This is a genomic window from Rhodanobacter sp. 7MK24, from assembly GCF_014842995.1.
Classification (GTDB): Bacteria; Pseudomonadota; Gammaproteobacteria; order Xanthomonadales; family Rhodanobacteraceae; genus Rhodanobacter_A.
In genome coordinates, this window is sequence record NZ_JACYXL010000004.1 from 157,118 (window position 1) to 178,476 (window position 21,359).

At 64.7% G+C, this 21,359-nt stretch carries 13 protein-coding genes; 11 read left to right on the forward strand and 2 right to left on the reverse strand.

The window, feature by feature from the left end:
• Positions 1–227 precede the first annotated feature (227 nt).
• Entirely contained in the window at positions 228–6,506 is a 6,279-nt protein-coding gene (locus IHE49_RS09900) for an autotransporter-associated beta strand repeat-containing protein (RefSeq protein WP_192157381.1), read from the forward strand.
• 808 nt (positions 6,507–7,314) lie between these two features.
• On the opposite strand, the gene IHE49_RS09905 is transcribed toward IHE49_RS09900, so the two are convergent.
• Both IHE49_RS09905 and IHE49_RS09910 read right to left on the reverse strand, forming a co-directional pair.
• Positions 7,315–8,067 (reverse strand): LytTR family DNA-binding domain-containing protein, encoded by a 753-nt coding sequence (locus tag IHE49_RS09905; protein WP_192157383.1) that lies wholly within the window; start codon positions 8,065–8,067, stop codon positions 7,315–7,317.
• Positions 8,064–9,263: a histidine kinase gene (locus IHE49_RS09910; protein ID WP_192157385.1), complete on the reverse strand. Its 1,200-nt coding sequence runs from the start codon at positions 9,261–9,263 to the stop codon at positions 8,064–8,066. Before IHE49_RS09910 ends, IHE49_RS09905 begins: the two co-directional genes overlap by 4 nt.
• A 153-nt stretch (positions 9,264–9,416) precedes the next feature.
• Here IHE49_RS09910 and IHE49_RS09915 point away from each other — a divergent pair, with 153 nt between their 5' ends.
• The 10 genes from IHE49_RS09915 to IHE49_RS18600 all read left to right on the forward strand — a co-directional run bounded on the left by IHE49_RS09915 (position 9,417) and on the right by IHE49_RS18600 (position 21,261).
• Positions 9,417–10,337, forward strand: a complete 921-nt coding sequence (locus IHE49_RS09915) for a rhodanese-like domain-containing protein (protein WP_192157387.1) — start codon at positions 9,417–9,419, stop codon at positions 10,335–10,337.
• A 2-nt stretch (positions 10,338–10,339) separates the two neighbouring features.
• Positions 10,340–10,849, forward strand: a complete 510-nt coding sequence (locus IHE49_RS09920; RefSeq protein ID WP_192157389.1) for a YeeE/YedE thiosulfate transporter family protein — start codon at positions 10,340–10,342, stop codon at positions 10,847–10,849.
• On the forward strand, positions 10,846–11,385 hold the full coding sequence (locus IHE49_RS09925) for a YeeE/YedE thiosulfate transporter family protein (RefSeq protein WP_192157391.1): 540 nt from the start codon (positions 10,846–10,848) through the stop codon (positions 11,383–11,385). Before IHE49_RS09920 ends, IHE49_RS09925 begins: the two co-directional genes overlap by 4 nt.
• Positions 11,382–11,966 (forward strand): rhodanese-like domain-containing protein, encoded by a 585-nt coding sequence (locus IHE49_RS09930; protein ID WP_192157393.1) that lies wholly within the window; start codon positions 11,382–11,384, stop codon positions 11,964–11,966. Before IHE49_RS09925 ends, IHE49_RS09930 begins: the two co-directional genes overlap by 4 nt.
• Complete coding sequence (locus IHE49_RS09935; RefSeq protein WP_192157395.1) at positions 11,960–13,336, forward strand: aminotransferase class V-fold PLP-dependent enzyme; 1,377 nt, start codon at positions 11,960–11,962, stop codon at positions 13,334–13,336. Before IHE49_RS09930 ends, IHE49_RS09935 begins: the two co-directional genes overlap by 7 nt.
• 147 nt (positions 13,337–13,483) lie before the next feature.
• Positions 13,484–14,356 (forward strand): trypsin-like serine protease, encoded by an 873-nt coding sequence (locus IHE49_RS09940; RefSeq protein WP_192157397.1) that lies wholly within the window; start codon positions 13,484–13,486, stop codon positions 14,354–14,356.
• Between the two features lie 72 nt (positions 14,357–14,428).
• Positions 14,429–14,992, forward strand: a complete 564-nt coding sequence (locus tag IHE49_RS09945) for a hypothetical protein (protein ID WP_192157399.1) — start codon at positions 14,429–14,431, stop codon at positions 14,990–14,992.
• Positions 14,993–15,400: 408 nt separating this feature from the next.
• Positions 15,401–15,562, forward strand: a complete 162-nt coding sequence (locus IHE49_RS18440; RefSeq protein WP_225578335.1) for a hypothetical protein — start codon at positions 15,401–15,403, stop codon at positions 15,560–15,562.
• Positions 15,550–16,098, forward strand: a complete 549-nt coding sequence (locus IHE49_RS09950; protein ID WP_225578336.1) for a hypothetical protein — start codon at positions 15,550–15,552, stop codon at positions 16,096–16,098. Before IHE49_RS18440 ends, IHE49_RS09950 begins: the two co-directional genes overlap by 13 nt.
• Positions 16,099–16,206: 108 nt before the next feature.
• Positions 16,207–21,261, forward strand: a complete 5,055-nt coding sequence (locus IHE49_RS18600; protein WP_192157513.1) for an ESPR-type extended signal peptide-containing protein — start codon at positions 16,207–16,209, stop codon at positions 21,259–21,261.
• The last annotated feature ends 98 nt before the right edge of the window (positions 21,262–21,359 follow it).

The window sequence follows — 21,359 nt, forward strand, 5'->3', positions numbered from 1 at the left end:
CTTCGAAAACGACGCCTTCTGGATCGTGGTTGATGCTATGTCCGGCATGGATCACGATTAGCGCGTCGGCGTGAGTGCGCACAGGCGGGGCATGCGCATGTTCCAGTGAACGTTGGTGCGCGAAGGCCTTTCGCGCGAAGGGCTCTTTCGGCGGCGTTGAACGGCCGCGAATCTCAATAGCTATTACATGCCGGCCGTGCGATGCGGCGCATGACAGGGAAAATCGAATGAACCGTGTGTATCGACTCATATGGAATCGGGCGCTGGCCGTCGTGCAGGTGACGTCCGAGCTGACGCGAACGAAAGGTTCGTCTTCGGGCGCATCCGCAACACGCGTCCTGCGCCGCCGTCCGCTTGCGCTGGCAATCGCCACCATGACGTTGGCTTGCGTGACCGCGCCGGCATGGAGTCAGACCTGTACGTCGAGCGACCCGTCGGGTTGCGGCGCGTCGGGTGGCATTGGCGGACGCCCCGGCCGCAGTCCGGATGGCGGCGCCGGCAACGGCACCGGCGGCGACGCGATCGTGTGGAATCCCAACACCAGCGAAAGCGCGGGAAGCACCGCCACCAACGGCACGGGTGGCAATGGCGCGGATGGGGTCTTTGACGTAGGTTCGGTCAATATCACTGCGACCGGTGGAGCGGGCGGCAGCGCAGGGGCGATCGGTTCGCCGGGCGTCGTTTCGTCCGTCACCGGTGGTACCGGCGGCGCCGGTCAGGCGGAGTCCGGATCAAGCATCGTAGGCGGCGGCGGTGGCGGTGGCGGGGCTGGCGTTTACATCAACGACGGCAATTCGTCCCCCATTGTGGGGACTACCACGACCATCGCCGGTGGCGCGGGCGGCAGGGGTGGTGATGCGACCGCCTCGGCTTCGAACGGCAATGCCACGAATGGCGACCCCGGCGGCGGTGGCGGCGGCGGCGCGGGTGCGGTCATTGCCGCGGGTGCGGGTGGCGTATCCCTCATCAACAACGGCAGGTTGCTTGGCGGCGCTGGCGGGGCCGGAGGCAATGGCGGGTATGCCGGCAGTGGCGGCGGTGGCGGCGATGGCCTGCTGGTACTTGGCGTCGGTGCTGCGATTACCAACAACAGCACCGGTACGATCATCGGCGGCCTGGGGGGCAACGCCGGGATTTACCAGGATGGCGGGAACCTGCCAGGCGGCTACGGCAGCGGCGGCGCGGGCGTCAACCTCGTGGGCGTGGGTTCGTCGCTGGAGAACGCGGGCACGATCATCGGCGGCAACGCCAACACTGCCTCCGCTATACCGAGCGCACAGGACGGTACGCCGGGTGTCGGCGTGCGCGGCTGGGGTGGAGTCACGGTTGTCACCGACGGCAGCATTGCCGGCGGCAGCAACGGCAGCATGCAGGCGGACTCGCTGCTGTTCTCCGGCGGCGGGAACCAGCTGGTGGTCCTGTCGGGTGCCTCGTTTACCGGCAACATCCAGAGCATCAGCGGCAGCACCGGCGGCGGCGACATCTTTACGCTGGCGGGCGACGTCAACGGTTCCCTCGATGCTGCACTGATCAATGGCTTTGCCAGCAACACCAAGACCGGCAACAGCAATTGGACGTTGACCGGCACAGGCAACGCAGGCACCGACTGGACCGTCCAGCAGGGCGTGCTGACCGGCAGCGCCAGCGCCTTCGAAGGCAACCTGACGTTCGCGAGCAATGGCATCGGAACGCCCGTGGTGGACTTCAACCAGGCTGCCGCGGGCAGCTTCGCCGGCTCGGTGAGCGGCACGGGTCAGGTCATCAAGGACGGCGCGGGCCCGCTCACGCTTTCGGGTGACCTGTCCACGTTCAGCGGGGCGTTCACCATCAATCAGGGTTCGGTGTTGCTGACGGGCAACGGGAACCTTCAAGGTGCTGAGGTTGCCGATGGCGGCGCACTCGATGTCAGCGGTACCAGTGGCGCGACGGCTACCGTCGCCGGTATTTCCGGCAACGGCACGGTGACGCTGGGCACGCATACGCTGGTGATCGACAACGCCGCGAACGACGATTTCAGCGGAGCGATCTCCGGCACGGGCGGCGTCACGCTCAATGGCGGCATTCAGACGTTCTCTGGTGCCAACGCCTATCTCGGGGCGACGACACTCAACGGCGGTACGCTCGTCGTCTCGGCCGATGCCAACCTGGGACAGAGTACCGCTGTGCTGGCTTTCAACGGGGGCACGCTGGAGAACGACGGTGTGTTTGTGACCACCCGCAACATCAGCCTGGTCGGCACCGGAACGTTGCAGACGGATGCCGACCTGACGGTGTCGGGCAATATCAGCGGCAACGGTACGTTGATCAAGACGGGTACGGGCACGCTGACACTCAACGGCAGCAACAGTTACATCGGCGGCACGACAGTCAGTGCAGGCACCTTGCAAGGCGATACAAACAGCCTGCAGGGAGACATCACCGACAACGCCGCACTGGTATTCAACCAGGCCGCCAATGGCACTTATGTCGGCACAGTCTCTGGCAGCGGCACGTTGACCAAGACCGGCACCGGCACGCTGACACTGGCCGGAGGCAACAGTTACAGCGGCGGCACGACAATCAGCGCCGGCACGCTGCAAGGCGATGCGAACAGCCTGCAAGGCAACATCGTCAATGACGCGGCACTGGTGTTCAACCAGACCGGCAGCGGCATCTATGACGGCGCGATCTCCGGTACCGGTACGCTGACCACGAGCGGTTCCGGCACGCTGACCCTCAATGGCGTCAACACCGCCAACGGTCTCACCACGGTGGCATCCGGTTCCACGCTGCTCATCGGCGACAGCTCGCACAGCACGGCTACCGTGGGCGGCGATGTCAGCGTCAACGGAGGCACGCTTGGCGGTTACGGCATCGTGCAGGGCAGCGTCATGCTTGCCAATGGCGCCTCGCTCACGCCGGGCAGTGCGCTCGCCGCGGGCACGTTGACCGTCAACGGCGATTTCACCATTGGCGCCGGCTCGCTGCTGAACTTCGACTTCGGCTCGCCCGGCCCCAACTTCAGCACGCCCGGCCAGAGCGATCACGTCATGGTGAACGGCAATCTGTCGATCGGCAGTTCCACGCTCAACGTCAACAATCTCGGCAGCATGGGGCCGGGCTTGTACAACCTCTTTGAATGGGGCGGCTCGTTGAGCATCACCGGCGGCGGCTTTGCGCCGCCGAGCGGCATGACGTTGCAGATACTCACCGTCAGCAAGCAGATCAACCTGGTCGACACGCTTGGCGTCACACTGAACGAGTGGGATGCGAACGGATTGGCCAGCCCGACCCAGCTGGGCGGCGGCAGCGGTACGTGGTCGTTGTCTTCCAACACCTGGTCCGACACCACCGGCCAGTATATCGGCCCGATGTCGCCACAGCCGGGTTTTGCGATCTTCGGTGGCGCATCCGGCACGGTCACCGTGGACGACACCAACGGCACGGTCGGCGCCACCGGCATGCAGTTCGTCAGTGACGGCTACCACCTGACGGGCGGCGCCATCGATCTGGTGGGGCAGGGCGGCGCAGCGCCGGTCCTTCGCGTGAGCAGCGGCGACACCGCCACCATCGACAACGTACTGGACGGCGTCAACGGCCTGAACAAGACCGATGGCGGAACGCTGGTGCTCAATGGCGTCAATAGCTACACGGGCACGACCATACTGAGTGGCGGCACTCTGTCGGTGTCCTCCGATGCCAACCTCGGCGCGAGCACCAATCCGCTGGATTTCGAAGGCGGTACGCTGGAGGTCACCGGCACCACCTTCGACCAGACGGCGCGCAGCATGGTCTGGGGCAATCCAGGTGGCGGCTTTGATATCGACAATGCCGCCAATGTGTTCACGGTAGCGCAGGCATTGACGGGTAGTGGTGGCCTGGCGAAAAGCGGCGCAGGCGTGCTGTCGCTCACCGGTGCCGATACCTACGCCGGAGACACCACCATCAGCGCCGGTACCCTTTCCCTGTCGGGCAGCGGGAACATTTCCCATTCCGCAGACGTGAGTATCGCCACCGGCGCCACCTTCGATATCGGCAATACCCAGAGCGGTGCGTCCATCGTGTCGCTCGACGGCAGTGGCGTCGTCAATCTCGGCAACCAGACGCTCACGCTGACCCAGGCCAGCGGCAACTTTGCCGGCACGATCTCAGGCACCGGCAGGCTCACGCTCGCCAGCGGCAACGAAACGCTGTCCGGCTCCAATCTCTATACCGGCGCCACCGTGATCGATGGCGGCACGCTGGCGTTGTCGGGCAGCGGCGCACTGGCCCATTCGTCTGACGTCAATGTCGCCAGCGGCGCCATCTTCGATATCACGGGCACCAGCAACGGCGCGTCGATCGTTTCACTCGACGGCAACGGCACGGTGAGCCTCGGCGGCCAGGTGTTGACGCTGACGAATGCAGCCGGCAATTTCGGCGGCACCATCACGGGCAACGGTGGCATCACGCTGGCCGGCGGGACCGAGACCCTCGGGGGCAGCAACACGTATCTTGGCGGCACCACGATCTCCGGTGGCACGCTGTCGGTGTCTAGCGATGCCAATCTGGGCGACTCGTCGGGCAGTCTCGCCTTCAACGGCGGCACGCTGGCGAACACGGCCTCGTTCAACACGGCGCGCAACATCACCTTGGCAGGCGGCGGCTTGTTCGACACCGTCGGCAACCTCACTGTGTCGGGCAACATCGACGGATCGGGTGCATTGATCAAGGATGGCGCAGGTTATCTGGTACTTGCTGGCACCGGCACCTACGCTGGTGGCACCACGGTCAATCAAGGCACGTTGCAGATCGGCAACAACGGCACCACAGGCTCCATCGCAGGCAACGTCACCATCGGCGTCCATGGCGTGCTCGCGTTTTTCCGTAGCGACGCGTTCGAATTCACGGGTGCGATTTCCGGCAGCGGCACGGTGGTGCAGGGTGCCGGTGCGCTCATCCTGGACGGCAACAGCAGCGGCTTCGCCGGCACCACCACGGTGCAGGCCGGCATGCTGGAAGTCGGCGATGCCGGCACGCCGTTGGCAACGCTTGGCGGCAACGTTACGGTAGCAAGCGGCGGTACCTTGCGTGGCCACGGCACGATCGGCGGCAACGTCACCAACGACGGCACCCTGTGGGCAGGCGGCTCGATCGGCACGTTGACGGTTCGGGGCAACTACACCCAGGCGCCCGACGGCGTGTTCGAAGTGGAAGCCACGCCCGCCGGCCAGGCCACTCTGCTGAGCGTCGGCGGCACGGCCAACCTGGCAGGCACGGCGTTGGTGCTCGCTGATGCCGGCACCTGGATGTCGCGTACCAGCTATACCGTGCTCACCGCTGCGGGCGGTATCAACGGACAATTCGCCTCGGCAAGCAGCAGCCTGCCGTTCCTGACACCCATGCTGGCCTACGGCACGACTACGGTGACGCTGTCGCTGCAGCGCAATGACATCAACTTCAGCACCGTGGCGCAGACACCCAACCAGCGAGCAGTCGCGACAGCGGCAGACATGCTGGGTTTCGCCAACGCAGCCTACAGTGCGCTGGTGGTGCTGGACGCGCCCGCCGCACGTCGCGCCTTCGACCAGTTGAGCGGCGAAATCCACGCTTCCACGCGCACGGCGATCCAGGACGACGATCGCTACGTGCGCGATGCGATCGGCCAACACCTCGCCGGGATGACCAACAACGCCAACGGGCTGAATGTCACCGACGATCATGGCGTCACCGCGTGGACCTCGGTGTGGGGCCATTGGGGCAGCCATGACGGTGACGGCAATGCATCCAGCTTCAGCGCGAATGGCAGCGGCATGCTGGTGGGCGCCGATCTGCCGGTGGGTGACGATGCGAGGTTGGGCGCGATCATCGGCTCCGGCCAGGGCACGACGCGCATCGCCACGCTGGGCTCGTCCTCGCATGTACTCGACCAGCACATCGGCATCTATGGCATGGCACAAACCGGCCCGCTGCAATGGCAGGGCGGTGCGATCTACGGCCTGCAACACGTCGACACGAACCGCTTCATCGGCTTCGGATCGTTCGCGGGAACGGCGCAAAGCGATTACCACGCCCATGCCGCGCAGGGTTATGTCGATGCGAGCTGGCCGATCGCGTTTGGCAACGCCATGCTGGCGCCGTTCGCGAACCTGGCCTATGACAACCTGCACACGCCGGCATTTGGCGAAAGCGGCACGCCGGCCGCGCTCGACGTGGCATCGCAGGACAGCGGCGTGGGTTACGCCACGCTGGGTCTGCGCGCCACCTTCGACCTGGGTGCGCCCAACCACGGTTTGCATGCGCACGCCAGCCTGGGTTGGCAGAGAGCGTGGGGCGACACGCTGCCCACCACTACCGAGCGCTTCGCCGGCGGTGGCGACAGCTTCGAGATCGCCGGGCTGCCGGTGGCGCAGGATGCAGCGGCCATCAGCGGCGGCATCAGTTTCACGATCACGCCTACGGTATCGGCGGACGCCAGCTATCAGGGACAGTTCGGGCATCGTGCTTCTGACCAGGCCGCGCGCATCAGCCTCGACTGGAAGTTCTGAGGCTACGTCGTACCGTCCGATGAGATGTCGGGCGAGCGCGTAGGTTGAAATTTGGCGAGGACGTTCCCAACAGTCTTCCCGAAATCAGATGTTCACTAACGTCGCCTTGGAGTGAGACGAACGTCGAACCGAGTGCCCTTCCGATATGTGGCGGGAGGTGCTGCGGTTGTTTGCTGGTGCAGCTTGATCCCGCGCCGCTGCCATTGGGCAGGCTGCAACGTTTGAATTTTGGGCTCTACGCTGAACAGTCAGCTACTCAGCAACATGACGGCGGTCGGCCTGCGCTAATTAGTCGCGTTTTGTAGGCATGCCGTTCGCGTAACGGAGCGGTTGGCTATCAACGAAAGAAGGAGGACTAATTATGAAAACTTTGAAGCAAAGTATGCTGCTCGTTCTTTGCGTCCTGATGCTTGCTGCGTTGAACGGCTGTGTCGAAGATGCAAGGACGGGACTGATCTGTCCGCCAGGTAGTCATCCGGGTCCTCATGGACACCAGTGTTTCCCTGACTGATCAACTCCAGAGTTCTTTGCGCCGCCGCCGCCCACGCCGCGGCGGCGGCGGAAGCATCACTCTTACGCTGTTTGAAGCAAAGCCATGCGTGTTGGTCATACGCGGACTGGCGCAAACAGCATCATGAGATTCAGCAACAGCGGCCATCCCAACGGTTAGCCCATGTTGTCGCGAGTAGCGTGTTGTCCGGAGCGGCTCAGGGCCGTGGACCTGTTACTCGTTTGGCCGCAGTGCTTGCAGGCCAAGCCATTGAGACGTCCGGGCTCTCGATGGCCGATCTCTGTTCCGTACACCACATCACATGGCGCGAAAGCGGTGGCGGAATGCGTCGCTCACGCGAAGCGGCTCGGCAATGCCGTGCAGCCAGACCACCAGGCGGCCATCCCCGTCCGGCTTGACCTGCCGGATCGCCGACACGCGGACGATGGCGTTGCGATGGACCCTCCAGAAGACTTCAGGATCGAGCTTGGGTATCAGATCCTTCAGCGGCGTACGGATGTATGCGCTATCGGTGGCGGTGGCGACGCGGGTGTACTTTTCCTCGGACTGGAAAAGAATGACGTCGCCGATGTGGATCATCCGAAGGGTGTCGCCGATGCTGGCGGTAATCCAGCTGATCGTCTCCACGTGCTTCAACCGGCCCGCGAGGCTGTCGATCAACGCCGTCAGATCGACCTGCGTGGCCGACTGACGACTGCGCAAGCGTGCCACCGTTTCGGTGAGGCGGTCGGCGCGGATCGGTTTGAGCAGGTAGTCGATGGCGCCGGCATCGAACGCCTTTATCGCGAATTCGTCGTGCGCGGTGATGAAGACGACCTGGGCGGGGCTTACGGCCTGCTGCGCCACCTCGAGGCCGCTGAGTCCCGGCATGCGGATGTCGAGGAAGACGACGTCCGGTTTCTTCGATGTCCATGCATCGAGCGCGGTGGCGCCATTGTCGCATTCCGCGATGACAACCAGTTCCGGCCACAGTCGTGCCAGCATGCCGCGCAGCTCCGTGCGCTGCGGTTCTTCGTCTTCGGCGACAAGGGCCGTGATGGGTGCGGTCATGGGGACGCGAGCGGAATGTGGATGCTGGCACTCACCCCGCCTCCGGTACGTGATGCGATCTCGAAGCGCGCACGCGCTCCGAAACGGTCGTGAAGCTGGGCGCGAACATTCGCGAGGCCCAGGCCGGGTGTGGTGCCGGGTTGCAAGCCTCGGCCATCGTCCTGGACGTGCACGCTCAGGAAGCCGTCCGCGGCGCTGGCGATGATCTCGATATTGCCGGGGCCGGGCTTCGGCTCGATGCCGTGGGTCATCGCGTTCTCCACCAGTGTCAGCAGGATCAATGGGGGAAAGGACATGACCCGGATCTCGTCGCTCGCATCGACACGAACCTCGATGCGGCCAGCCGTGCGGACCTTCATGATCTCGAGATAGCCCAGGCAAAGATCGATCTGCCGACCGAGCGTGGCCTCTTCGATGCCCGTCGTGCGGATGCGTGGCAAGGCGATGCGCAGATAAGCCGCAAGCGCATCGATGGTTGTCGCTGCGCGCCCGGGTTCGCTAGCGATCAGCGACCGCACCGATGCCAGCGTGTTGAAGAGGAAATGCGGTTCGACCTGCGCCTGCAGCAGGGCCAGCCGCATGTCAGCCGCATTCCGTTCCGCACGCAGGTTCTCGATCTGGCGGGCGGCTGCGAACTGGGCGATGCGCCGCCGCTCGCCGAGATAGTAGAGCGTTGCGTAACCGCCGCCAGCCAGGATCAGGGCAAACACGGATGCATTGACGGTGGAGCCGAGAAAATTTGAAACGGCCATGCCTAGCCAGTTGATTCGCATGTGGTGCCCGGCATAGGCCTGCATGAGATGGGCGTGATAGGCGCCCACCCAGTTCAGGGCGACGGCCCCGAGCCAGAGCCCCAGCAGGATCGCCAGGACCACCAGCACGCGTTCCAAGGTGACCGGAAAGCGCCGATATCGAATCAGCGTCGCGAGGAAGGGGCCAGTCGAGACCGTGATCAGCGATGCGGCGCAAGCCCGCAGTGCCAGTCCGGGCCAGTCGCCCCATGCCCCCGTGCCCGACGCATGCCAGAGGCCATACGTGCAACCGGCAACGACTGCCAGCGGCCACAGCACGATTCCCCGGCGCAGCAACCAGGGCCAGGTGAAGGTGCGGAAGCGTTGATAGAGCGCCCAACCATCCAGGTCCGACATCACGCTTTGCGGCACTCGGGCATGCAGGTCGTCGTTGGGAAAATCCATGCGTGACACGTTAGCAAAGCATGCGCCGGTGCGCACACGAACCATCCGCAGCAGGGCCGTTTCGTCGCATCGTCGACCGGTTCCGTCGCATGTCCATCCCGCTGCGCTCGGGCGTGCCCTATATCTGCGGCACACACGACATCGGGAGTAACCATGCAGATCAAGATTCTGGCGAAGGCTGCCATAGCGTTCGCGATCCTCGTCGGACCAACGGCCATACCGTACTGCCTGCACGCGCAAGCCGCTGCGCAGGACGCCACGCAAACCGAGCCATGGGTATCCACCGCGTGGCTGGCCAGTCACCTGCACGACCCCAACCTCGTGTTGCTGCAGGTTGGCGAAGCGTCGCAAGACAAGGCGATGCATATCCCCGGCGCGCGCTTCGTCCATCTTGACGACGTCGCCGCCACGTCGAGCAAGCTTTCGCTGGAATTGCCGACGGCACCGGCACTGCGCCAGCGACTGCAGGACCTGGGCATATCCGACGGTTCCCGCGTCGTGGTGTACTTCGGCAACGACCAGGTCTCCGCGTCGACGCGAGTATGGTTCACGTTGCAATCGGCCGGACTGGGCGCGCGCGCCGACCTGCTCGATGGCGGCATGCCGAAGTGGCGCCGCGAAGGCCGGCCCGTTACTGACCGGGCCGCCGCAGTTACACCAGGAACGTTGGCACCTTTCCACCTTCAGCCAACCGTCGTCGATGCGGCGTTTGTGCAGACACACGCGCGCAAACCAGGTTACGTGCTGATCGACGCGCGTGCCGCGATGTACTACGACGGCCTGGAAGAGAGCGGAGCAGATGGTCACCTCCGCCGCGGCCACATTCCGGGCGCGCACAGCCTGCCGTACACCGACATCACCAACGACGATCTCACCCTGAAGAAACCGGCCGAACTGCTGGCCTTGTTCCGCAAGGCCGGGGTGAAGACGGGCGATCGGGTGATTGCCTATTGCCACATCGGCCAGCAGGGAACGGCGGTGTTGTTCGCAGCGCGTGCCGCGGGGATCGATGCCGTGCTGTACGACGGCTCATTCGAAGATTGGACGATGCGTAATCTGCCGGTCGAGCGCTGACGATGCGCACGCGCCGTCCTTACGCCGAACCTCACCTGACGGGCGTTTGCCTCGGCTTGCTGCTGCTTGCCTGCTTCGCACTGACGGGGCAGGGACTGGGCGCGTCCGGTGCATTCGCGAGCGTGGCCAGTGGTGTCGTCGGCACCGTCTCGCCGGAAGCGGCGGCACATAGTGCCTACTTCCGCAGCTACCTCCAGGACGGATCGCCGTGGACTGCCTGGATTGTCGTTGAAATCATCGGTGTGCTGATCGGCGCCTCCGCATCGGCGGCACTGGCAGGGCGAACGCGACTGACGTCCGTCCACGCCATCCGTCCGTCCGCCGGCAAGCTGTTCGCCGGAGTCGCCGGCGGCACGTTGATGGGTATCGGGGCGGCGCTGGCACGCGGTTGCACCAGCGGCCTCGCATTGAGCGGCGGTGCGATGCTGAGTGTCGGTGCCTGGATCTTCATGGCGGCATTGTTCCTGGCAGGTTTCCTCGCCGCACCATTCGTGCGCAGGCTCTGGCCATGAACGATCTGCTGGTCGCGGGAGGTATCGGCGTGGCATTCGGCTGTGCACTCGAATGCGCCGGTTTGGGCGATCCGCCGAAGCTCGCCGGCCAGTTCTATCTGCGGGATTTCACCGTACTCAAGGTCATGCTGAGCGCGATGCTGACCGCGATGCTCGGTGCCTTCTGGGGCGGCCGGCTGGGCATGTTTGATTCCGCAGCGTTCTACGTGCCCGATACGTATCTGCTTCCGCAACTCCTCGGCGGACTGGTCTTCGGGCTCGGCTTCGTGCTGAGCGGCCTGTGCCCGGGCACCTCCTGCGTAGCGTTGGCCAGCGGCCGCGTCGAAGGTGCCGCGACGATGCTTGGGTTGTTCGCAGGCGTGCTGCTGGTCGGCATGGCCTTTCCCGCGATCGAACCTTTCTATCGCTCGACGCCGTATGGCCCGTTGACACTCCAACGCCTCACGGGCCTGCCTTACGGAGTCATGGTGGCGCTGGTCACGGTGGTCGCCGTTTCGGCGCTGACATGGATCGCAAAGCGGGAGACAGGACCATGAAACTCGTGCGACAGCTGGGCATCAGTGCGCTTGCATTGGGTTTGGGGGCGCCTTTCGCAGGCAGTCTCTTTCGCACGCAGCCGCGAGGGCTGGATCTGGATTCAATCGCGCGGGCGATCGATGAAGGCTCCGACCACGTCAGTGCGCGCCAGCTTGCGGAGTGGATACGCGATCGCCGGCCCGGACTCCGCGTCATCGATGTGCGTTCGCCCGCTGAGTTTCGCGATGACCCGATCCCGACGGCGGAGAACGTGCCGATCGACCAGTTGGCGAAGTCGCACTTTGCGCCCGGCCAGACCATGGTCCTTTACTCGCAGGAAGGGGCGCATGCAGGCCAGGCCTGGGTGATGTTGCGCTCGCTCGGCGTGACCCAGGCGGTGTTCGTGCCGGGCGGCCTCGCCGACTGGCGCGACGAGGTTCTGTATCCACTGCTGCCGCCCAATGCCTCGCCCGCGGAGCGTGCACGGATCGAGGCATTGAGCCATTACTTCGGCGGCTCTCCCCGGATTGGGGCAGAGCAGGGCGGCAACGTTGCGAGTGCGACGCGGATCGGGCATGGCTCGCGGAGGCGCGGATGCTGACGCGTGCCATGGAATCCACCGATGCGGCCGACGCCTTCGACTTCGCCGCGCTTCGCGCCAGCGAATTCGCGCGCCTGGATGCTGCCGGCATCGCCTATCTCGATTACGCGGCGAGCGCGCTGTACGGTGCCTCGCAGGCACGAGCGCATGGCGAGCGGCTGGCGCAAGGGATTTTCGGCAATCCCCATTCGGAGCATCTGGCGTCACGCAACAGCGCCGCCGCGCAAGCGGCCGCCCGCGCCGCGACGTTGGCCTTCTTCGATGCCGATCCGGACATCTACGACGTCTGCTTTACCGCCAATGCGACGGCAGCCATCAAGCTCGTCGCCGAGAGCTATCCGTTTTCGCTGCGCCGCGGGCTCATTCTCTCGGCCGACAACCACAATTCCGTCAACGGCATGCGGGAGTTTGCCAGGCGCACACAGGCAGCCGTCAGCGTGTTGCCGCTGGATGCGCAACTCCGACTCGACCACGGATCCGCGAACCTGCGAGCGAGCATCGAACGACAAGGCAGGAGCTTGTTCGCATTCCCGCAGCAGTCCAACTTTTCCGGCGTGCTCCACGACCTGTCGCTCGTCGAAGAGGCCCAGGCACTCGGATGCGATGTTCTGGTCGACGCGGCGGCGGCCGGGCCGTCCGGCGCACTCAGCCTGAGGGAGCACTCCGCGGACTTCGTCGTGTGTTCGTTCTACAAACTATTCGGCCTGCCGACCGGTGTCGGCGCGTTGATAGCGAAAAGGTCGGCCCTGGGTCGCCTTCGGAGGCCGTGGTTCTCGGGTGGAACGGTGGAGTTCGTGTCCATTGCGCACGGGCGGCACGCTCTCAAGCCGGGATACGGGGGATTCGAGGACGGAACTCCCAACTTCCTCGACCTCGCCGCCATCGAGTCCGGATTCGCCTTTCTCGCCAGCATGCCGCGCCCGTGCCTGCGCGCCCATATTCAGTCCCTCGTGCGACATTTCCTGGCACTGGCAGCGACACTACGGCGCAGCAATGGCGCGCCGCTGGTGCGTCTGTATGGCCCTCCGGATATGGAACAGCGGGGCGGCATCGTCGCCTTCAACGTATTGCAGAACGATGGCAGCGTGCTGCGCTACGAGCACGTCGAGCAGCTGGCGCGAGAACACGGCGTCGCCATTCGGGGCGGCTGCTTCTGCAATCCCGGGGCGGCCGAGAAAGCATTCGGACTCGATGCCATGGGCGTGGAGCACTGCTTCGACAAACTCGAAGGCAACTTCAGCATTGAGTCGTTCCGGCGCTGTACGGGACGTGCTGCCACCGTGGGTGCGTTGCGCCTATCCGTTGGCGCACCCACGACCTACGAGGACATCGCGCGTGCCGTGGCATTGATTGCTGCCTGCAGCAAGTAGACCCGGCGTGGCGGCCGCGCATGTTGCGGATCAGGACACCAAGCTGAGCATGCACAAGACCGGAGCCATCCACGGCGTCTCTGAAGCCATCCACGGATGACCAACCGTTGCGCCAAACGAATCAATCACGCCAACCGAAGGAACCACGTGAAGATCATCCTGCGTCTCGCTCTTCCACTGTTGCTGCTCAGTACAAGCGCCAACGCTATCGTGACACGCCACGAGCAGCCCGATGCGCGTTACCGCGTCGACCCGCGAACCATGCCTGCGCTGGTCGATCTGCCCGACGAAGGTCACGGCACGCTGATTGCCCCACGCTGGGTGATCACTGCGGCCCATGCAGTGCACATGATGCAAATCATGCCTGAAGAGCATTTCGTGACCGTGAACGGAAGGCGACGCGCAGTGAGCCGCATCGTTGTTTACCCTGATTACCCCGCTGCGCGAATCGCCTGGCAGCAGATGTTCAAGCAGGTCAAAACAGCGAAACCCGACATCTTTGTGCACCAGTACATGGCGGCGATGGCCAACATGCACGACGTTGCCCTGCTAGAACTCACCGAGCCCGTGACCGACGTTGCGCCGATGCCGATCGATCGCGGCAACGCCAAGCCCGGCATGCTGAGCACGGTTTACGGCGCGGGCGCCACCGGCACCGAGCTCACTGGTGCGCCGGATAGTGAAAGTCATCGCACTCAACTGCGGCGCGCACAGAATCGCCTGACCCAGGCTGATGGGCCCTGGCTGCGTTACGTATTCGACTGCAGTGCCGGCGCCCCGGCCCTCAGCGGCGCCACAGCGGGTGGCGACAGCGGCGGCCCAGTCACCGTCGTCGTGGCTGGTCGCACCTATCTGGCCGGCGTCACTCACGGCCTGGATGGGACAGCCAGCGAAGTGGAGCGCGTCGTGCGGCAAATGCAGGATGGTTCATTCCGCATGGGCGTATGCGGGCAGCGCTTTGCGGCGGCGCGGGTGGGCTTTTATGCAGGGTGGATTGATCAAACCATGACCGCACATTGAATCCAGGGCGACTCGCCCGTGTTGTCGTAAGCGGAACATCTACCGCATAGCTAGCGTCGAGATCCGCGTGGCGTGGACGTCGGTAGCCACCGGATTGTGCCGTTTCTCGTCGCGGCGGAGGCAACGCTTCGCGCAAACCCGCCTTGCGCCGTGATACTCGACCTGCGTGGCGATGGCGGTGGCGAATACATCGACACCTGGCATTTCGTACATGTGCTGTCGGACTTGCTCGCGCCAGGCGGTCGCATCTTCGTACTCACCAATGCGCAAGCCTTTTCCGCCGCCATCACGGCTGCCGCATTCGTCAAAGACGCCGGCGGCGACCGGGTCACGATCATTGGCGATCCGGTCGGCTACCGCCTGTCCTTTTTCTCCGAGGGCAACAAAGCCAGCCTGCCCAATCCAAAGGTATGCGCCTATCCGCAAACCGCGAGACACGACTGCCAACGCTCCTGCGACAACTGGCACGAATGCTCTTGGCCCAACAGGTTCTATCCAGTCACTGTGAAGAGTCTGCAGCTCGATATCGTCGTACCGCTCAGGTTCGAAGATTGGAACACGCCACGACGCAGCCCTAGGGACTGCGCGCCAGCCAGCCATGCACCTGGCCCGAAGAATATGAGTTCGCGGCCGTAGCCCTTGCGTGAGGCATGAGGGCAGGGCGATCAGGGACTGTTATCGGGGGCTAGAGCAGGACCGCGTTCGACCCATGACGGAGACCGGTTACCCAAGAACAGATCCGTGTCAAAAGGGGTTTGCTCGAGGACATGAGGTGCAGGCGCTCGATTGGTCACATGTCGCGCCGGGTCACAAGATGACTCGAAGAGTGCTCCCGGTCGATGGCAATTACTTGCGGCCCCGCTGAGCCGCCATATGTGCCGTAGATCTCACTTTTGTTGACGGTGGCACGGTCATTGCTGCGCTTCGCGACTACATGTCTTTGGGATGCATGTGCGATCTGTTCACTTTGTCTCGGACCTTCCCAGGTCAGGGGCCACGCTGCTGTCAGCGATCTTGAGCCAGAACCCGCGATTCCATGGGGGGATGAGCGGTCCAATCGGGGGCGCTTTCAACTATTCGGTCTTCATCTCCGATGAGCAGCGCCGTCGGATGCTCAAGGGTCTGTTCGACAACTACTACGGCCCCGAATACGGCGCCGAGGTAGTGTTCGACACCAAGCGTGGTGCACCAAGATGCGCCATCTGAAAGAGCTGTTCCAGCAAGGCAGGGTCATCGCCTGCGTACGGCACGTGTCATGGATCATCGACAGCATCGAACGGCTGGTCCGCAAGAACGCCTTCCAGCCTTCGTCCATCTTCAACTATGTGCCTGGCGGAACCGTGTATTCGCGCGTCGAAGGGTTGGCCAACGGCGAAGGCATGGCTGGCTGCGCGTACAACGGTTTGAAAGAGGCTTTCTACGGCGATGAAGCCTCCAAGCTGATGTTGCTGCGTTACGAAACGCCGACGAGCGATCCGGTACGCGCGATTGCCTCAATCTATGACTTCATCGGCGAGCCCGCCTGCAAGCACGACTTCGACGACATCAGCTATCACGCCGATGAATTCGACCTGCACGCCGGGATTGCATGCCGTGCGCAAAGAAATCGCTGTACGCGAGCGCACCAGCGTGTTGCCGCCGGATGTGTTTCGTCGTTTCGAAAGCGATGCCTTCTGGCTCGATCTCGCGCTGAATCCGCGCCAGGTGCGGGTGGTTTGAAGCGTGCACGTACGTGCAATTGACGGCTTTTTCAGATCGATGGCCGCTTGCCCGCTGCACTGGGATGCACAGGGCAATCGGCTAACCAAGATGCATAAATCAAACGAATAAAAATCAACAGGGGACACATCGTGAATCGCATTTACCGCCTTGTTTTCAACCGCACACTCTGCGTCATGCAAGTTGCGTCGGAGTTGGCAAACGCGCCGCAAGGCGGCGTGGTCAACGGTGCGAGCGTGTCCTCGAAACGGGAGTTGAAGTCGCGCCTGTTGGCGATCGCGATGAGTGCAGCCTTGGCGGCGATCACGACGCCGGCGATGGCGCAGACGTGCGTGCCCAGCACGACCGCGGTTTGCGGTGCGAATGGCGGGGACGGTGGTGCTGGTACTGCCAGCGGTCAATCGGGTGCAGGCGGTGCCGGGGCTGTCACATCCGGTGCCTACGCCAACGGTGGCGGCGCAGGTGGTTCGGGCGGTAGCGTGGGTTCAGCGGGCCAGGGTGCCAACAACACCGGTGGAGCCGGTAGCGCAGGACCCGGGGGGGCAGGTGTTGGCGGCGGATTGGGCACGCTGGGCAATGGTGGGGGCGGCGGTGGCGGTGGCGACCTTACTGGTCCAACTTACGGCGGCGGTGGCGGCGGTGGCGGTGGTGGCGGCGGTGGCGTGGGCCAGTCCGTCAGCGGTACATCCTTCACCAATCCGGGCAGCATCGTGGGCGGCAGGGGGGGCAATGGCGGCCTCTCTGGCTCGCCGGGCTATGGCGGTGGCGGTGGCGGTGGTGGCGCGGGCGTGTATGCCGGCACGGGCAGTACGGTTACCAATGGCGCCGGTGCAACGATCACTGGCGGCGCCGGCGGCAACAGCACAGGCGGAATCGCTGGCGGGGGTGGTGTTGGCGTAGCGTTGGTCGGTTCAACACTGACCAATAACGGGAGCATCGTCGGTGGCAATGGTGGCGCAGCCGGTACCAGCTATCTGGGCGGCGCAGGTGGTGTCGGCGTTGTGGCGACGGGCGGTTCCACCATCATCAACAATGGAAGCATCGCCGGCGGTGTTGGTTTTTCCGGCGCGCAGGCCGACGCGATCGATCTGAGCGGCGGCGGCAACACGCTGGTGCTGGAATCGGGTTCGAGCATTACCGGCAATGTGGTCAGCAGCAGCGGTACCACCAATGGCGGCGACACGCTCGATTTGGATGGCAGCGCCAACGCGACACTCTCTGGTTCGATCGGCGATTACGGTAGCGGTGCGCAGTACCAGGGTTTCAACCATTACGAAAAGACCGGCTCGGGAACCTGGACGCTCGATAGTGTCGGGAACGTCACCACCGTCGGGGCGTGGTCGGTTCAAGGCGGCGAACTGGATCTGGACGGCTTCGGCAGTGCCTTCACGGGCGGCTTCCAAATGTCCTCCGGTACCGTTTTGACGGTCGGCGCGGGCAGCGGTGGCGTCTTCGTGGCCGGTACCTCGGGCGCCAACGGCTCGCACGGCAGCAATGGCACCTACAGTGGTTTCAGCGGCACGTCCGGCCAGTTTGGCGTGTCCGGTGCGGCGGCGGTCAGCGGCTATAGCTTCACGCTGACCAACAACAGCAGCTCGATCCTCGGTGGCGTGGGTGGCATCGGCGGCGCCGGCGGCAATGGGGCCAGTGGCGGCTCGGGTGGCTATACGAATTATCACGGGGGCGCCGGCGGCGAGGGCGGTGCCGGCGGTGCGGGTGGATATGCGGTGTCGGGCACCGGCTTTACGCTCACCAACCGGGGCCGTTTGTCCGGCGGTGCCGGCAGCCTGGGCGGTGCCGGTGGGAGTGCTGGCGACGGTGGTACCGACTTGACCGGAAATGGCGGCGGCACCTACGCCGGTGCGCTCGGCGGTCAGGGCGGCGCCGGCGGCGCCGCGGTATCCGGCAGCCAATTCACGTTGACCAACAGCGACAACGCGAGGATCTACGGCGGCTACGGCGGAGTCGGTGGCGCTGGCGGCGCGGGCGGCAATGGCGGCTACGGCGGCAATCACGGCGGCGCCGGCAGTGCCGGTGGCGCGGGTGGCATGGGCGGCTATGGCGCATCGGGCGTGCAGGGTGGTGACTTCACCGCTACCAACTCCGCGTTCATCCAGGGCGGTACCGGCGGTAATGGTGGCATGGGCGGCAACGGTGGATTCGGCGGATCGTCGTCCAGCGACGACACGTCCACGCTGGGTTCCACCGGGCCGGGTGGCGCAGGCGGTGCCGGCGGCGGCGGCGGTTCGGCGGTCAGCGGTTACGCCGCCACCCTGACCAACAGTGCCGGAGGAATACTCCAAGGCGGTGGTGGCGGCTCAGGTGGCACGGGTGGCGCCGGGAATTTTGGTGGTATGGCGAGCACCGGGACCGTGGGTGTCAGCGGCAGCTACGGCGGCGCCGGAGGCGGCGGCGGTAATGGCGGCGCAGCCGTCATCGGCAGCACGATTTCGCTTACCAACCAGGGCAACATCACTGGCGGCTGGGGTGGTTACGGCGGCGCCGGCGGCGTCGGCGGGATGGGGTCTGAGTCGGCCAACGGAGGGACAGCGGTGGCTGGAGCGGGCGGCGCCGGTGGCACGGGCGGTGCGGGTGGCAACGGCGGTGCGGCGATCGTGGGCGCGGGAGTGACTCTAACCAATGGCGGGGCCCTGCAGGGCGGCTTGGGTGGTCAAGGCGGGTTGGGCGGTACCGGTGGCGCGGGTGGTTATTCGTATCGGCACGCCGGCGGCAACGGCGGGGCCGGAGGTGCCGGCGGCGCGGGCGGCGCCGGCGGTACGGGCGTCGTCCTCATCGGCGCAAGCTCGTTCACCAACACGGGTCTCGGCACTACCGTCACCGGCGGCAACGGCGGGGCCGGCGGCAACGGCGGTGCGGGCGGCGGTGGTGGCTATTCCTTCAGCGCATCCAATGGCCTGGCCGGAGCGCAAGGGATTGGCGGCGCGGGCGGAGTGGGGGGCGCCGGCATTAGCGCCGGAATGGGCGACACGATTACCAACGATGCCGACGCCTCGATCCTTGGCGGCAATGGCGGTATTGGCGGTACGGGCGCCATCGCCGGCAATGGCGGCAACGGTGGCGTGGGCGTGTCCGGCACCGGCTTCACGTTGACCAATGCCGGTTCGGTGCACGGTGGCAATGGCGGAGGCGCAGGTGCGTATGGCGGCGTAGGCGTCGTCTCGACCGGCGGCTCGACCGTCATCAACAGCGGCCATATCGCCGGCGGCTCGGGCGCAAGCGGCGCTCAGGCGGATGCGGTGGATCTGAGCGGCGGCGGAAATACGCTGATCGTGGAAGCGGGCTATGTGTTCACCGGCAATGTGGTGAGCACGAGCGGCACCACGAATGGCGGCGACGTCTTCGTGCTTGGCGGCAGCGCCAACGCAACCTTCAATCTGGGTGCAATGGGTGTGGTAGGCAGCGGCGCAGCGATTCAGGGCTTCGCGAATCTTGGCAAGGGCGGCAGCAGCACGTGGACGTTGATCGGCACCGGCAACGCGAACCAGTCGTGGACGATCACCGACGGCACGCTGGTTGGTAACACCGCCAGCATCGTCGGCAACGTGACGTTCTCGCCGGTAGGTGGCGGTAGCGCCAACCTCACGCTCGACCAGTCGACCGGCGGCATCTACAACGGTGCGATCAGCGGTTCGGGCAACCTCGCGAAAATCGGCAGCGGCACGCTGATTCTCGATGGTGCAAACACTTACACCGGCGGGACGGCCGTACAAGCAGGTACGTTGGAAGTAGGCGACAGCGCGCACAGCGGCGCATCCATTGCAAGCAGCGTAACGGTAGACGCAGGCGGCACCCTGCGCGGTCACGGCGCAATCGATGGCAATGTCACGAGCGACGGTACGGTATGGCCGGGTGGTTCGGTGGGCGTGTTGACCATCAACGGCAACTACACGCAGAACGGCGATGCATCGATGCAGATCGATGTCACGCCGACGCAAGCCTCCGAGTTGGTAGTGAACGGCAACGCCATGCTTGCCGGCACGCTGAGCCTGGTTTACGCGCCAGGTACCTACACCGGTGCGACGTACACGTTGTTGCGGGCCGACGCGGTGAGCGGAACCTTCGCGACGACAGACTCGACGGGCTCGGTGCCCACGGGTCTTGACGCAAAGGTGTCGTACGGCGCAACGGCGGTCGCGCTGACGTTGGCGGCACCGGGAACACCGATAGCGCCGCCGACCGTTGTCCAACCGCACGACGGCGACGTATACGCGAACCTGATACGTAGCGTCGATCTGGTCGGACAACAATCGTTGGTCACCGTGATGGGGGCAACGTTGCGTCCGGCCGACACCTCATGCGGTACGGCAAACGGGGCGCACACCAACACCGTCACCTCCTCGTGCAACAGTGGCTTGTGGATGCAATACAGCGGCGGCACCGATTCGCTCTCGGGCAGCAACGGTCTGAACAGCACAACGTTCGGCCTGCAGGGTGGTTGGGATCACGCCGTGGCTGACGTGGTGCATATTGGTGTGGAAGCGGGCTACGACCGCATCAATGGCAACGATCACGACGGTGGCAACGGCAGCATCAACCATGTGCATGGCGGCTTGTACGTGTTCGGCGATGCGGGCCCCGTCGTGCTTTCGGGCGTGCTCGACGCAGCGCACAGCAGCTATGGGGTGAATCGCGCAACAGGTATCGGTCACGCGATTGCCGATCCGGATGGCAGCATCACATCGGCTGCGCTGCAGGCCGCATGGCCGCTGACGGCCGCGCAGTGGCAAGTCACGCCGGTCGTGGGTGCGCTTTATCAGCACCAGACCATGAATGCCTTTGGTGAAACCGTGCCGAGCAACAACCCGCTCGCTTACGTCTTCGCGGTCAACGGCGCACGCACCACGTACAACACCATGCAGCCGTATGCGCAGGTCTCCTTCACGCATGCATTCGTCGCACAAGGTGTCAGCTACGTGCCGCAGCTCGACGTCGGCTATCGCTACAACTCACGCAGCGACAATACGCCGGTGGTGCAGGAAACCTCGCAAGACGGCACCGTCTTCGCAATGCCCGCCGACAACCTGGGCCGCGGCATGGCCACGGTGGGCGCACGCATCACTGCGAAGGCAGCTGCATCGTGGGGTCTGTACCTGGATTACCAGGGGCAGTTCTCCAATCACCTGAGCGACAACGCGTTGAGTGTTGGCTTCACCAAGCAATTCTAGGCAACACGCGGGACATCGATTAGAGGCCCCTCAATGCCCTCTGAAACGTCTTTGTTGATTTGAGCCAATGTGAAGCAGTGCTTCCCTGGTTAGTAACG

Excerpts from the sequence above, each read along its gene's own strand:
- IHE49_RS09925 (WP_192157391.1), top strand. The coding sequence starts at position 10,846 with ATGAACGATCTGCTGGTCGCGGGAGGTATCGGCGTGGCATTCGGCTGT.
- IHE49_RS09910 (WP_192157385.1), bottom strand. The coding sequence starts at position 9,263 with ATGGATTTTCCCAACGACGACCTGCATGCCCGAGTGCCGCAAAGCGTG.
- IHE49_RS09935 (WP_192157395.1), top strand. The coding sequence starts at position 11,960 with ATGCTGACGCGTGCCATGGAATCCACCGATGCGGCCGACGCCTTCGAC.
- IHE49_RS09930 (WP_192157393.1), top strand. The coding sequence starts at position 11,382 with ATGAAACTCGTGCGACAGCTGGGCATCAGTGCGCTTGCATTGGGTTTG.
- IHE49_RS09905 (WP_192157383.1), bottom strand. The coding sequence starts at position 8,067 with ATGACCGCACCCATCACGGCCCTTGTCGCCGAAGACGAAGAACCGCAG.
- IHE49_RS09915 (WP_192157387.1), top strand. The coding sequence starts at position 9,417 with ATGCAGATCAAGATTCTGGCGAAGGCTGCCATAGCGTTCGCGATCCTC.
- IHE49_RS18440 (WP_225578335.1), top strand. The coding sequence starts at position 15,401 with ATGAGCGGTCCAATCGGGGGCGCTTTCAACTATTCGGTCTTCATCTCC.
- IHE49_RS09900 (WP_192157381.1), top strand. The coding sequence starts at position 228 with ATGAACCGTGTGTATCGACTCATATGGAATCGGGCGCTGGCCGTCGTG.
- IHE49_RS09920 (WP_192157389.1), top strand. The coding sequence starts at position 10,340 with ATGCGCACGCGCCGTCCTTACGCCGAACCTCACCTGACGGGCGTTTGC.
- IHE49_RS09950 (WP_225578336.1), top strand. The coding sequence starts at position 15,550 with ATGCGCCATCTGAAAGAGCTGTTCCAGCAAGGCAGGGTCATCGCCTGC.